This window comes from Corallococcus llansteffanensis (assembly GCF_003612055.1).
Lineage (GTDB): Bacteria > Myxococcota > Myxococcia > Myxococcales > Myxococcaceae > Corallococcus > Corallococcus llansteffanensis.
Map to the genome: position 1 here is coordinate 12,652 of NZ_RAWB01000007.1, position 13,379 is coordinate 26,030.

At 70.0% G+C, this 13,379-nt stretch carries 13 protein-coding genes; 9 read left to right on the forward strand and 4 right to left on the reverse strand.

The features are described from left to right. Positions 1 to 32: 32 nt before the first annotated feature. Positions 33 to 989, reverse strand: a complete 957-nt coding sequence (locus D7V93_RS01275) for a LysR family transcriptional regulator (protein ID WP_120641582.1) — start codon at positions 987 to 989, stop codon at positions 33 to 35. Between the two features lie 103 nt (positions 990 to 1,092). Here D7V93_RS01275 and D7V93_RS01280 point away from each other — a divergent pair, with 103 nt between their 5' ends. The 5 genes from D7V93_RS01280 to D7V93_RS01300 all read left to right on the forward strand — a co-directional run bounded on the left by D7V93_RS01280 (position 1,093) and on the right by D7V93_RS01300 (position 5,324). Beyond that, a complete protein-coding gene (locus tag D7V93_RS01280) occupies positions 1,093 to 1,785 on the forward strand; it encodes a type 1 glutamine amidotransferase domain-containing protein (RefSeq protein WP_120641583.1) in 693 nt (230 codons plus the stop codon). A gap of 200 nt (positions 1,786 to 1,985) precedes the next feature. Continuing rightward, positions 1,986 to 3,221, forward strand: coding sequence for a hypothetical protein (locus D7V93_RS01285; RefSeq protein WP_120641584.1), 1,236 nt, complete (start codon positions 1,986 to 1,988; stop codon positions 3,219 to 3,221). Positions 3,222 to 3,242: 21 nt separating this feature from the next. Further along, positions 3,243 to 4,169 carry a YihY/virulence factor BrkB family protein gene (locus tag D7V93_RS01290; RefSeq protein ID WP_120641585.1) on the forward strand — a complete coding sequence of 309 codons (927 nt, stop codon included), beginning with the start codon at positions 3,243 to 3,245 and terminating at the stop codon, positions 4,167 to 4,169. A gap of 95 nt (positions 4,170 to 4,264) precedes the next feature. Beyond that, the gene (locus D7V93_RS01295) at positions 4,265 to 4,768 is read left to right on the forward strand and encodes a hypothetical protein (RefSeq protein ID WP_147450991.1); all 504 of its coding nucleotides are present in this window, start codon (positions 4,265 to 4,267) and stop codon (positions 4,766 to 4,768) included. Positions 4,769 to 4,805: 37 nt separating this feature from the next. Beyond that, positions 4,806 to 5,324, forward strand: a complete 519-nt coding sequence (locus tag D7V93_RS01300) for a GNAT family N-acetyltransferase (RefSeq protein WP_120641611.1) — start codon at positions 4,806 to 4,808, stop codon at positions 5,322 to 5,324. Positions 5,325 to 5,342: 18 nt separating this feature from the next. Here D7V93_RS01300 and D7V93_RS01305 read toward each other — a convergent pair whose 3' ends face one another. Further along, positions 5,343 to 6,362, reverse strand: a complete 1,020-nt coding sequence (locus tag D7V93_RS01305; RefSeq protein ID WP_120641587.1) for a neprosin family prolyl endopeptidase — start codon at positions 6,360 to 6,362, stop codon at positions 5,343 to 5,345. A 153-nt stretch (positions 6,363 to 6,515) separates the two neighbouring features. On the opposite strand from D7V93_RS01305, the gene D7V93_RS01310 reads away from it, so the two are divergent. Further along, positions 6,516 to 7,145 (forward strand): HAD hydrolase-like protein, encoded by a 630-nt coding sequence (locus tag D7V93_RS01310; protein ID WP_120641612.1) that lies wholly within the window; start codon positions 6,516 to 6,518, stop codon positions 7,143 to 7,145. Positions 7,146 to 7,211: 66 nt separating this feature from the next. Here D7V93_RS01310 and D7V93_RS01315 read toward each other — a convergent pair whose 3' ends face one another. Beyond that, entirely contained in the window at positions 7,212 to 8,660 is a 1,449-nt protein-coding gene (locus tag D7V93_RS01315) for a M20 family peptidase (RefSeq protein ID WP_120641588.1), read from the reverse strand. 287 nt (positions 8,661 to 8,947) lie between these two features. Between D7V93_RS01315 and D7V93_RS01320 the strand changes: the two genes are divergently transcribed. The 3 genes from D7V93_RS01320 to D7V93_RS01330 all read left to right on the forward strand — a co-directional run bounded on the left by D7V93_RS01320 (position 8,948) and on the right by D7V93_RS01330 (position 12,382). Beyond that, positions 8,948 to 9,997, forward strand: a complete 1,050-nt coding sequence (locus tag D7V93_RS01320) for an acyltransferase family protein (RefSeq protein WP_120641589.1) — start codon at positions 8,948 to 8,950, stop codon at positions 9,995 to 9,997. A gap of 153 nt (positions 9,998 to 10,150) precedes the next feature. Next, on the forward strand, positions 10,151 to 11,059 hold the full coding sequence (locus tag D7V93_RS01325; protein WP_244237049.1) for a GNAT family N-acetyltransferase: 909 nt from the start codon (positions 10,151 to 10,153) through the stop codon (positions 11,057 to 11,059). A gap of 177 nt (positions 11,060 to 11,236) precedes the next feature. Then, entirely contained in the window at positions 11,237 to 12,382 is a 1,146-nt protein-coding gene (locus tag D7V93_RS01330) for a right-handed parallel beta-helix repeat-containing protein (protein ID WP_341870902.1), read from the forward strand. On the opposite strand, the gene D7V93_RS01335 is transcribed toward D7V93_RS01330, so the two are convergent. Continuing rightward, positions 12,376 to 13,359: a GlxA family transcriptional regulator gene (locus D7V93_RS01335; RefSeq protein ID WP_244237050.1), complete on the reverse strand. Its 984-nt coding sequence runs from the start codon at positions 13,357 to 13,359 to the stop codon at positions 12,376 to 12,378. The genes D7V93_RS01330 and D7V93_RS01335 overlap by 7 nt on opposite strands. Positions 13,360 to 13,379 lie beyond the last annotated feature (20 nt).

Consider the following 13,379-nt stretch of genomic DNA (forward strand, 5'->3'; position numbering starts at 1 on the left):
GGGCTCGGACGGCGGCGCACCCCCGGCTGCGTTCACACCGGCAGGGCGACAGCCCGCCCTCCAGCTGGCCGCGGCGCCTCGCCCCCGCCCTCCAGGAGCCAGTGGCGGACGGCGAGGAAGCGCGCGGTGGGCGCGGCCGCCCGGCGCCACGCCACCCAGAGCGTTCCCCGGGGGCGCCTCGCGGAGCGGCGGGCCGACTCGGGCGTGAGCGTCACGACCCGGCCCGCGCGCACCGACGGTTCCACCAGGTAGTCGGGCAGCACGGACAGGCCCACGCCGGCCTCCACCAGCGCCAGCATCTCATCCAGGTTGGCGATGCGGCACACCACCTGCGCCGGCGGGCGCTCCTTCGGACCGAAGGCCGCGCGCCACCACGGCGCCAGCATGGCCAGGTCGGCGTCGAAGGCGATGAAGCGATGCGCCCCGAAGTCGCGGGCGCCGCGCGGCGTCCCCCAGCGCTTCAGGTAGGCGGGGGAGGCCACCGCCACGAAGCCCTCCTGCGCCACCGGTCGCACCTCCAGGCCGGGGGCTTCGGGCAGCAGGCCGATGATGCCCAGGTCCAGCTCCCCGTCCATCAGCCGCCGCACGATGCGGCTCGGCACGTCGAACCGGACGTCCAGCCGCAGCTCCGGGTGACGCGCCAGCAGGCCGGGCAGCCGGGGTCGGAACCATGAGCGGAAGAAGGGCCAGGGCCCCCCCAGCGACACCTCGCCGCGCACCGTGCGCTGGGCTTCGGACGCCTCCTCCAGCGCCGCGTCCAGGGCGGGCAGGTGCTCTCCCAACCGCGCGACCAGCGCCGCCCCCGCCGGGGTGAGCCGGGCCCGGCGTCCCACCCGTTCGAACAACGCCACGCCCGCGTGCCGCTCCAGCGCCTTGAGCTGCTGTCCCACGGCGGAGGCGGTGATGCCCAGGCGCGCCGCCGCGGCGGCGTGCGTCCCCGCGCGACTGACCTCCCACAGCGTCCAGAGCGCTTCGTGATTGCCAAGCATGGCTTCACCTTATGCGAAGACCCTCTCGGTTTTCTGGGCCCTGCTCCGGGCGTACTCATGGGCCCATCGCCTCCGTCCGTGGGGGCCATGAAGGAGTCACGCCATGAAGGTCCTGACCGCCGTGAAGATCCTGCTGATTGTCACCAGCCACTCGCAGTTCGGAACGACCGGGGAGCGCACGGGCTTCTGGCTGGAGGAGCTCGCCGCGCCCTACGAGGCGTTCACCCAGGCCGGAGCGCAGGTGGACATCGCGTCGCCCCTGGGCGGCAAGGCGCCCGCGGATCCGCGCAGCGAGAAGGAACCGAGCGCGGAGACGAAGGCCTTCCTCGCCGACGCGCAGGCCACGAAGAAGCTGGCGAACACGCTCAAGCTGTCCGACGTGAAGGACACCTACGACGCGTACTTCGTGGTGGGCGGGCACGGCGTGATGTGGGACCTGGCGACGCACACGCCCCTGCACCAGCTGCTGTCGGCCGGCTACGCGCGGGGCTCGGTGGTCGCGGCGGTCTGCCATGGACCGGCGGCGCTGGTGGGCGTGAAGGGGCCGGACGGCAAGCCGCTCGTGGCCGGCAAGCGCCTGGCGGCCTTCAGCAACGCCGAGGAGAAGGCGGCGAAGTTCGACACCGTCGTTCCCTTCGCGCTGGAGACCCGGCTGCGCGAGCTCGGCGCCCGCTACGAGTTCGGCCCGCTGTGGGGCAGCTTCACGGTGCGCGACGGGCGGCTCGTCACGGGCCAGAACCCGGCGTCGTCCGCCGCCACCGCGCGCGAAGTGCTCACGGCCCTGCGCGAGAAGTAGGGCGAGCAGATCCCTGCCTCGGAAGTCGGTGCTGAACACTCCGTCTGTCCGAACCTCCACGTCACGTCGCGGGGGCTCGGACGCTGGGGGCATGCAAGCGTCCTGTCCTGGAAGCGCGTCTGTTCCCTGGGGGGCATTGGGACGGCCCCCGAGCGCACCTACCCTTCCACGGCACCCTGAACCGACCAGAGGCCGCCTCGATGTCGAACACCCGCAGCCCATGCCCCTCTCGCTTCGCCAGGCCCCCGGTCCTGCTGCTCGCGCTGTTGCTGTGCGCCGCATGTGAGACCGTGGGAAGAATCGAGGAGGCCCCCGGTGAGCGGGTCCTTCCAGGGGAGCCTTCGCCGGACGTGGAGCCGCCTCCTTCACCCACGCCCCCACCGCCGGTGCCTCCAGCCCCCGCGGGGCTTCGCACCGTCGGGGCCTGGGAGCGGCTGTTCCTGTCGGAATGGGGGCGTGAGCACGCCCGGGACTTCCTGCCCTGGAGCAACTCGCGCGACAGCTGGGACTTCTACAACCTGGCCTACGGCATCGACGCCAACACCGCGATGTACCGGGCCACCAGGAGGACGCCGTACCTCGACCGGGCCCTGCTCTACGTCAACAACCTGGTGGCCAGCGCCAGGCCCTCCTCGGCGCTTTCCCAGAGCCAGTTCAAGGACGGGTACCTGGGCTGGCCCTCGAGGCTCTCGGAGCCACCGGGACAGGAGGTGCCGCTGTATGAGAGCTATTGCTGGCGCTACGTGACACGGATGCTGCGCGTCATCCGCGAGACGCCCGAGCTCTACACCTCCGACGTCTACCGCTCGCAGTACGAGCGGCTGCTGGCGTTCACGGAGAAGAACCTCTTCGAGAAGTGGTTCCTGCGCGGGTCGAACGAGTACCTCTATCGCAACCGCACGCACATGGCCGCGCACTGGGCCTTCATCGCCATGGACCTGTCGAAGATGACCACGGACCCCCTGCGCAAGGCCCTCTACATGGAGGTCTTCAACAACATCAACCAGGGCCTGCCGAACTTCCCGTCGTCCCTGCGCGCGCAGCTGGAGCTCAACCCCGACCACCCGAAGGCCTACTTCTGGAGCGAGAAGTGGGGCTCGTACTCCCAGCCCGGTCAGGACGTGGCGCACGCGAACGGCGTGCTGGCCTTCATCGTCGAGGCGCACGCCGCGGACATGATGTGGACGGACAATGACATCCGCCGGTTCATCGTGACGCTCGACACCATCATCTGGCCCGCGGCCAAGAGCTATGCGGAGTACGTGGATGGCTCGGGAGCCGGAGACGGCTGGTTCAATGACGGGCTGATGAAGCTCGGCCGCTACGACATCAGCCTCCAGCGCCGCCTGGAGGCGCACACCGTGGGGCGCAACAGCCAGTTCTTCGCCAACGGCGCGCTCAACGTGCGGCTGCTGTCCGAGCAGGCCACGCAGTAGGTCCCCTCCGGTGCCTGCTCGATGAGGCCTCACCACGTTGGGTCCCTGCTGAAGCAGACCCTCTCGGAATGGGTGGACGACAACGTGCCCGCGCAGGCGGCGGCGCTCGCGTACTACACGCTGTTCTCCGTGGCGCCGATGCTCATCATCGCCATCGCCGTGGCGGGCCTCGTGTTCGGGCAGGAGGCGGCGCAGGGGGAGATCCAGAAGCAATTGCAGAGCCTCATCGGGGATGCGGGCGCGAAGGTCATCGAGGACCTGGTGGCCAGCGCGAGCAAGCCCCGCTCGGGCATCCTCGCCACCGTCGTCGGCCTCCTCGTGCTCGCCTTCGCCGCCACGGGTGTCTTCGCCCAGCTCCAGGACTCGCTCAACACCATCTGGAAGGTGAAGAAGAAGCCGATGAACGGGGTGCTCGCCTTCGTGCGCCAGCGCCTGCTCTCCTTCGCGATGGTGCTGGGCATCGGCTTCCTGCTGCTCGTGTCGCTCGTGCTGAGCGCGGCGCTGTCCGCCGCCGGCACCTTCCTCATGGGCCTGATGCCCGGCTGGGAGACGGTGCTGCAGCTGGTGAACCTGGCCATCGCCTTCTGCGTGACCACGGTGCTCTTCGCGATGATCTACAAGGTCCTGCCCGACACGCGCGTCGCCTGGAAGGACGTGTGGCTCGGCGCGGCGGTGACGAGCTTCCTCTTCAGCCTCGGCAAGCTCGGCATCGGCCTGTACCTGGGCAAGAGCAGCGTCTCCTCCGCGTACGGGGCCGCCGGCTCCTTCGCGGTGCTGCTGCTGTGGGTCTACTACTCCTCGCAGCTGCTCTTCCTTGGGGCGGAGTTCACCCAGGTGTACTCGCGCTGGCTCGGCAGCCGGCGCGCGGAGCGCCAGTCAGCGCAGGCTTCCCAGGAATCCCAAGCTGCCAGGCGAGCCGGCCCTGACAGGACCGAGCGGCCTGCCTGAGGTTGCCAGGACCCAATACATCCAGCGACTCGAATCCGTCATCATCGCTGTCTCAGGATGTATCACGCGCACCGCGCGTGGGGGGGATGGTTCACATGGCGGGACAGTTGCTCGGGGCGTATTTCAAGGCCGTCATCGGATCCATGTTGGGCGCGAGCACCGCGCTGCTCTTTCCGCAGCAGCGCAAGCGCATCGACGCGATGCGGGATGACGTCTGGTACGAGTGGGATGAGTACGTGAAGGTGGTGGGGGAGTTCCACGCGAAGCTGGGCGACCAGACCCTCGCCGCCATCGGCCAGACGTCGGCGCTCCAGACGCTGCCGCTCAGCAAGGCGGCAGGCTTCGACTCGCTGGAGAAGATCTTCGGCAACTTCGAAGCGCTGACGCGGGACGTGGTGCGCGACGTGCCAGCCGCCGAGTTGATCCGCACCATCAGCTTCACCCGCGACAGGGTGGTGCTGGAGTGCGACACGCGCGTGCCGCCCGCGCTGCTCACCGGTGTGTTCCGCGGCTTCCTGCTCGGCTTCGGGAAGATCGTCACGACCGAGCAGGTGGAGCGCCGGGGCGCCACCGTGCGCTTCACCCTGGGCTACGTGTGAACCCCGAACTCCGCCAGGTCTCTCTATGCTGGGGGCCATGATCCAGGACTTCGAACGCGCGACCACTGAACGGCTGCTGCTGCGCGCCGTCCGCGACAGCGACCTGGAGGCGGTCTTCGCCCTCCATGCGGATCCGGCGACGAACCGGTTCAGCCGCGCCGGCTACATGCGCACCCGGGAGGACGCGCGCAAGATGCTCGGCCTCTGGCTGGAGGACTGGGCGCGCGAAGGCGTGGGCTACTGGTTGGTGGAGCGGCTCGAGGCCCCCGGCGTCGTCGTGGGCCTGGGCGGCGTGCGCCACAAAGAACTTGAAGGCCAGCGCGTGCTCAACCTCGCCTACCGCTTCAGTCCCCAGACCTGGGGCTCCGGGTACGCGACGGAGGTGTCCCGCGTCGCCCTGGCGCTGGCGGCCCGGCACCTTCCGCACGTTCCCCTGGTGGCCATCATCCACCCGGAGAACTCCGCGTCCATCCGCGTGGCGGAGCGGCTCGGGATGCGCCTGGAGCGCGTCATCGACTCCGAGGGCATCCCGAACCGCTTGTATGTGATCGGCTGAGCCGCCGGCCTCCGGCGACTACCCGCCGCCGTTGCCGCCGTAACGGAGCGACGCGCCGCCCGGGTAGGAGAGGCTGTAGTAGGCGGCGTGGGTGGTCGACGTCCACGCGCCGCTCATGAGGTAGCAGGTGGTCCCCGAGTGGGTGCACATCTCGTCGATGGCGGAGGCGGCCGGGTCGGCGGCGAACAGGCCGTTGCCCATGTCGGTGATGGGCGGCACCCGCGCGCCATAGTCAAACACCTCGCCGTACCAGTGGGCCATGTCGCCCGACGTGAAGCTCCCGCCCCACAGCGAGCCGGGGAAGTAGCCCATCCAGCCGTCGTTGAACCACACCCACCAGTTCCCGCCCGAGTAGAGGATGTAGAAGCGGACCTTCACCCCCACATACGCGGTCAGGTCCATGCCCGGGTAGTAGCTGGGATGGGTCTGCACCCAGCCGGTGACGTGCTTGAACACCCCGCCCACCCAGTTGCCGAGCAGCAGGGTCGGGTACGTCGTCTGCCATTTGCGATAGCCCACCTCCACGAGCGACGTGTTGGCGCCCTGGACGATGGCCGTCTCCGCCGTGACCTGGTCGCCCCAGTTGGCGACCGCCGGGTTGGCGATCTGGATGAGCGCCCCCACGCCGAGCCGGAAGCCGGTGTCCGCCGTCGGCTTCATCACGCCCGCGTAGTAGTAGGCGTCAGCGCTCGCCGACACGGGGCGGCTGGCAGGCACGTTCGCGGCCAGCATGGGTGCGCGGTGGTGCCGCGGCTCCGGATGGCTCACCGCCCGGGGCACCTGCCCGGTGGGACAGGGGCGCGCCCCGGAGGGCGTGACGGCGCTCGCGGACGGCCCGACCCCCCACGCGGCCGGGGGCGCGGGAACTCGCAGCGCCTCGGCGGACAGCGGCTCGCAGCGGAAGTCGCTTTCGACCGACGCCGACGCGGCTGGAGCAGCGGGTTCCTCCCGCTCCGGCGCGCCACAGCCGAGCGAGGCGAGGGAGAAAAGGCAGACAAAACGAAGGGACAGCGCCGCGAGCTTCATCGTGACCTCCATGGCTCCACCAGGGAAGACCCGGTGGAGGACAATCCAAGGCGCCAAGATGCTTAGACAGTTTTAATGGGATAGCCAGAGATACTTGAGGACCCCCTCCGTCCTATGCTCGGCATGCCGCGCGCACCCGCGAAGACCTGGCACGAGAAGGAACCCATGGGATACAGGCTGGTCATCTTCGACTTCGACGGCACGCTCGCGGACAGCGCGGACTGGATGCGCGGCGTCTTCCACGACGTGGCCCGGCGCTACGGCTTTCGCAGCGTCAGCCCGGAGGAACTCGAGGCGCTGCGCGGGCAGGACAACCGGGCCATCGTCGCGCGGCTCGGCGTGCCCGTCTGGAAGATGCCCTTCATCGCCGCGCACATGCGCAAGCTCGTCATGCGCGACGCGCACCGCATCCCGCTCTTCCCGGGCGTGGAGGCGCTGCTCGAGCAGCTGCAGGCGCGGGGCATCATCCTCGCCGTGGTGAGCTCCAACTCGGAGCAGAACGTGCGGCGCGTGCTGGGGCCGGTGGCGTCCGTGCGCATCCATCACTACGCGTGCGGCGCGGGTGTCTTCGGCAAGCGCGCGAAGTTCCGGAAGGTGCTGAAGGCGGCGGGTGTGCATGCCACGGAGGCCCTCTCCGTGGGCGACGAGGTGCGCGACATCGAGGCCGCCGCGGCCGAGGGCATCCCCACCGCCGCGGTGACGTGGGGCTACGCGACGGAGGCGCTGCTGCGCTCGCGCGCGCCCACGCTCGTCCTCACCCGCCTCGACGAGCTGCTGCGGGTCGTCGCGGCGTAGGCGCGGGTGCCGCGCGCTGACGCGGGGGCGTGGCGCGCGCGGAGGTCTGCTGCTGCCGCTGTCGCGCTAGCGCGTGATGTTGCGCAGGTACTGCGCGTAGAAGCGGATGGCGGCTGCGTGATCCTCGACGGACACCCGCTCGTCGCGGCCGTGCATGCGCGCGAGATCCTCGCGGGTCATGCGCACCGGCATGAAGCGGTACACGCTGTCGCTCAAGGGGTAGAAGTGGCGCGCGTCGGTGTACGCCACGGTGAGGAAGGGCGCCACCAGCACGTCCGGGAACACCTGGCGGATGCTGCGCTGCAGTTGCCGCCAGCCCTCCGTGTCCAGGCGCGACACCGGCGAGGCCTCGTGGCCCTCGGCGTGCAGCTCCACGCGCGCGTCGTCCACCACCTCGCGCACGTGGGTGCGCACGTCCTCCAGGCTGTCGCCCGGCAGGGGGCGAATGTTGAGCACCGCGCGCGCTTGCGAGGGCAGCACGTTGGGCTTGGGGCTGCCCTCGAGCATGGTGGCCGCGGTGGTGGTGCGGATGCTGGCGTCCGTGGAGGGCACCGCGGCCATCCGCCGCTCGATGAGGGGCGCGAAGAGCCAGGTGTTGGCGAAGAGCAGGCGCATGCCGAAGGCCATCTCCGGCCCCACGTACTCGAACAGCGACTGCGTCCCGCCGCGCAGCCCGGGCTCGAAGGGGTGCTCCTCCAACTGCACGAGGGCGCGGGAGAGGATGCCCACAGCCGTCTGCCGCGGCGGCATGGACGCGTGCCCGCCCGCGCTCCGCACCACCAGCTCCACGCGCGCCGAGCCCTTCTCCGCCACGCCCACCAGCGCCACCGGTGCGGTCACGCCGGGCACGAGCCCCTCGCCGATGGGGCCTCCCTCGTCCAGCACCGACTCGAGGCGCACGCCGCGCTCGCGCAGCAGCGCGGCCACGCGGACGGCGCCGTCGTGCCCGCCCACCTCCTCGTCCGCGCCGAAGGCGAGCAGCACCGTGCGTCGCGGGCGGTGGCCCTGGGCGAGCAGGCCCTCCACGGCCTCGAGGATGGCGAGCACGCTGCCCTTGTCGTCCAGCGCGCCGCGCCCGTGGACGTAGCCGTCCGCCACCCCACCGCCGAAGGGCGGGTGGCTCCAGGTGGCCTCCGCCTCCACGGGCACCACGTCCAGGTGGCCCATGAGCAGCACGGGAGGCAGTCCGGGCTCCGTCCCCTTCCACGTATAGAGGTGCGCGTGCGCGCCCACGGCCTCGTGCCCGAGCTGCGCGTGCACGCGGGGGAACCCGGTGACGAGCTGGGCGTGCAGCGCCTGGAAGGCGGCGTCCTCCGTGCCCGTGCCGTCGGAGGCGGCGATGGTGCGGTGGCGCAGCGCCTCGGCGAGGCGGCCCGCGGCCGCGGTGGCGTCCACCGGGAAGGATTCGGCGGGCTCGGTGGGCACCTGCCGCGAGCCGAAGCGCAGCGTGCGGACGACGAGGACGCCCACGAGGAGCAGCAGGAGGACCAGCAGGGCGAGGAGGACACGCTTCATCGGCTCGGAGCTCCCGGGGAGGGCGCCGCCGAGCGTAGCAGCTGGCACGCCGGGAACGCAGACGGTGCTCGGCCCGCCGCACCGTCGGCGACTGCTTCTTCTGGCCTATCGCGCGCCAAGGAATCGAGCGGCAGGCCCGCGGCGGGCCTCCGACGCGAGGGCCGACGGGTGCGGAGAATGAGACACCTGTCCGCGACCTCCGGGGTCGTGGTGATAACACAGGGCGGCACCCACCTTGCGACACGCTCCGAGCGCTGGCTGGAGAAATCCAGGAAGGGTGAATTCGGATGACAGGCATTGCCGCCACCTCGGATGCGAGCCCCCCGCGCCTGGTTGAGCTGGACGCACTCCGGGGGATCGCGGCACTGGCTGTCGCGCTGTATCACTTCACGACCGAATACAGCGACCTCTACGGTCACTCCGTCCCCCTCTGGGGGCAGGTGCCCATCGGGAAGTATGGGGTCCAGCTCTTCTTCGCCATCAGCGGCTTCGTCATCCTGATGTCGCTGGAGCGCATCACGCGGGCCCGGGACTTCGTGTGGAGCCGCGCGGCCCGGCTCTATCCGTCCTATTGGACGGCCGTCGTGCTCACCTTCACGGTGGTGGCGCTGTTCGGGCTGCCGGATCGCGAGTTCAGCCTCCAGACGGCTTTGATCAACCTGACCATGTTTCACGAGCTCCTTCGCGTCCCGCATGTGGACACCGTGTACTGGACGCTGACCATCGAGCTGTCCTTCTATCTGTTGATGTTCGTGCTCGCGTCCGCGCGGGCGCTCCCCAAGGTCATCCCCATCTTCATCGCGCTCGTCGCGCTACAGACCCTGGCCGAGCTGGCCGCTCAGGCGATGGGAATGCTCTTCGTCGCGCGCCTCGCGAGCCGGCCGCACCTGCAGTTCTTCGCGCTGGGAGTGCTGGCCTTCCAGCAGAGCCGCGGCAGGGTCTCCGTCCCCTCCGCGCTGGCGCTGGTGGGGGTCTGCTTCGCTCACGAGGTGCTCGTCGGGAGCAACGCACCCCTCCCCGTGTTCGGGGTCGTGCTCGGCCTTGCCCATGCGCTCTCCCGGGGCTCGTTGCGCTGGCTCAACTGGCGCCCCCTGCTCTTCATGGGGTTCATCTCCTATCCGTTCTACCTGGTCCACCAGAACATCGGCTACGTCGTCATCCGGCGGCTCGAGGCCGCGGGTTGGCGCCCCGAGGCAGCCATCGCGGTCGCGTTCGCCGTCGGGCTCCTGCTGGCGACCTTCATCACCTACCGCGTCGAGCAGCCCGCGCTGCGCGGCTACCGCCAGTGGCGGCGGAAGGCCCAGGTCCGGACGGCTGTCTCGCCACACGTCGCATGAGGGCCTCCGTGCGCCCGAAGCGGGCGCACGGGGGCGGGGGCTCCGCGCCACTCATTGAAAGGATGCGCTCGAATGATCAACCAATCCGAAGTCTCGCGGGGCAGTCCTTCGCGCCTGAAGCAGTGCCACGCCGTCCTGGTGTCTGACGAAGGAATGTCAGCCCTGTCGGAGGACTACTTCCGCTCCGCGCACCACCTGCGGGCCGAGGGGGTGACGCATACGCTTGTCATCGAGGATGGCGAGGGTGGCGCGCTGCGGTTGCCGCTCATCGTGCGGCCCATCGAGGGGACGCCGTACCGCGATGCCGTCTCCCCCTACGGCTTCCCCGGCGGGTTGCTGGAGGGGTTGAGCGAGGTGCCGAAGGGCGGCGTGGACTGGGCAGGCACCGGGCTCGTCAGCCTCTTCGTGCGCGACCGCGTCGCCGGTCCCCGCTGCTTCGCGGGTGGGACGGAGCGCAACGAGGTGTTCTTCATCGACCCCCGCCGGCCCCTCCAATTCCAGGCGGAGGCCCGCCGGCAGATGCGGCGCAACACCCGGCTGGGCTTCGTGAGCACCTGCTGCCCGGTGCGCGAGGCCTCGCACGAGGAGCGGGAGGGCTTCAAGGACGTCTACCGGCAGACCATGGTCCGCGACGGGGCGCTCTCCCGGTACTTCTTCTCCGACACGTACTTCGAGGAGCTGTTCTCCTCCCCCGCCGCCTGGCTCGCGACGACCCGTGCAGCGGACGGCCACATCGCCTCCGCGGGGGTGGGGGTCTCCAGCGACGGGCTGCTGCACCACTACCTGGGCGGGACGGCGGATGCGGACCTGGCGCGCTCGCCGGCCAAGAACACCGTCTTCGGGGCGCTGGTGGAGCTCAGCACGCGGCTTGGGCTGCCGCTCCACCTGGGCGGCGGCGTCCGGCCGGGCGACGGCCTCGAGCAGTTCAAGCGGAGCTTCGCGAACGCGAGTTCCCACTTCTACACCCACGAGCTGATCTGCGACCCCCTGGTGTATGACCGCCTCTCGGCGAGCAGCAGCGACACGGGCTACTTCCCGGCCTATCGCGCGCCCGGGAGCTGATGGCGCTGGCTCCCTGCCGCATCGCCCTTCCGAGCCCCCTCGGTGTCACGCTCCGGGCAGCGCGCTGCCACCCCCGGGGGGGAAGCCGTCTGGAGCGCCGTGTCTAGCCTGTCTGCTTGTGGCCGGGCACCTCCGGCCCGGGGAGGCAGCATGCAGCAGACTCGCGGATTCGTCGTCATGGCCCTGAGCACCTTGCTCATGGGAACAACCACGGCCCAGGCCAGCGCCGCGGTGCCGTTCGATGCGAATGCCAAGGTTGCGTACAGCCTCAGTGGCGCCACCGTCCAGTGCGGTGACACCCTCACCCACCACACGAAGCTCACGCGCGATCTCAACTGTCCGGGCACGGTCCCCTACGCGCTCCGCGTCGCCGCGGCAGGCGTCGTCCTCGACCTGGGAGGCTACACCGTGCGCCGCACCGGCCCGCAGGTGGACGGCTCGCAAGGCATCGTGGTCGAGGCCGACAGCATGGTCCGCAATGGGACCATCCAGGGCTTCAACTACGGGCTCGTGGGCCAGTTGAGCGCGCTTCATGTCCGGCTGCACAAGCTCGCGCTCCTCGACCACATCCGCGCCGTCTACGACCGGGGTGCTACGAACTTCCTCATCACGGAGTGCCGCCTGAGCGGAAACGTCGCCGGGTTGGGCAATGAGTTCGATGCGTCCAACGGTACGTTCGACGTGAGGTCGTCGGTCTTCACCCACAACGGGACCGCGATGTTCGCGGACTTCCATAACATCGACGTGCTCGACTCCACCTTCACGTCCAACGGGAACGTCGTCTATTGCTGGCAGGGCAACGTCCGCTTCAGGTCGAGCATGCTCGCGTGGAACGCCTCCGTGAGCACGATCCCGAACGACGGCGCCGGCCCCCGTATGTGCAGCCAGATGCGGTTCGAGAACACGCTCATCGCGAACAACACCGCGTTCGCGCCCCCGACCGTCCCCGTCTGGGAGCCGCTCAGGCTCTCGATGATCAACTCGATGGCCGTCAACAATGGCTCAAGTCTCCAGGCCGCGGCCGAGACGGTCTACATCGATGGCAACACCTTCTATGACAACGCGGGCGGCCTGATCCTGTCCGACCGCCCGGGGGTCGTCACCGTCCCGCTCACGGGCATTGTCCGGGGCAACCAGTTCCTGAGCAATGACGGGGACGGTCTCCGGGTCCTGGCTCCCAGCACCCCCACGGTGATTGGCAATGTCGCCCTGGGCAATACGGGCTTTGGCATCTACGCGCCGACCGCCTTCGACGGAGGCGGGAACGTCGCGCGAGACAATGGCGCGGGCGACTGCGTGGGCATCTTCTGCACCCCCTACTGACGACCCGGAGCTGCTGGCTCCGTCGCGAACCGCTTCCGGTAGTCCCTCGGTGAGACGGAGAGGTTGCGCTGGAAGGTCACGCGCATCCTCTCCTCCGTCCCGAAGCCGCACCTCCGGGCGACCTGGTCGACGTTGTGCTTCGAATCCTCCAGCAGCCGTCTGGCCGCCTCCAGCCTCAGGACTTCCACCGCCTTCGCTGGAGTGCGGCCGGTCTTCTGCTTGTAGACGCGCGCGAAGTTGCGCGGGCTCATGCGGGCCCTGTCCGCCAGCGTTTCGACGGTGAGGTCGTCACTGTCCAGGTGGTCCGAAATCCACAGGTGCAGCTCATCGAAGTCGGCGCTGTCCCGGGTCTGTGATTGCAGCAGCTCGCTGAACTGCGATTGCCCGCCAGGACGCTTCAAGAAGACGACCAGCTCCCGCGCCACCTTCAGGGAGAGATCGCGTCCATGGTCCGCCTCCACCAGGGCGAGGGCGAGGTCGATGCCCGCGGTGACTCCGGCGGAGGTCCACACCGGGCCTTCCCGGACGAAGAGCGCGTCGCGGTCGATCTGGATGGAAGGGAAGCGCTCGCGCAGCAGGTCGCACAGGGCCCAATGCGTGGCCGCGCGCTTGTCGTGAAGCAGCCCGGCCTGCGCCAGCAGGAAGGTGCCGCTGCAGACCGCGGCGGTGCGGCGGGTCGCTTTCGCCTTCCGCCGCAGCCATCCAATCAGCGGCTCCGAGCGGGCCAGCACCTGCTCGATGTTCGGCGAGCCGGGAACGACGACGGTGTCCACCGGGACGTTCGTGAACGCGGCGAGCGGCACCGTCTGGAGCGCGACGCCCTCCGCCGTCTGCACCAGCCCGCCGTCCAGGCTCACCGTGTGGCGGACGTACCCCGGCGCTCCGCGCTCGGCCAGGGCCTTCGACGCGGCCCAGAACACCGTCTGGGGGCCCGTCAGGTCCAGGAGCCCCATGTCCGGAAAGGCGACGAAGAGCACGGTGCGCGGTCCGCCGGGGG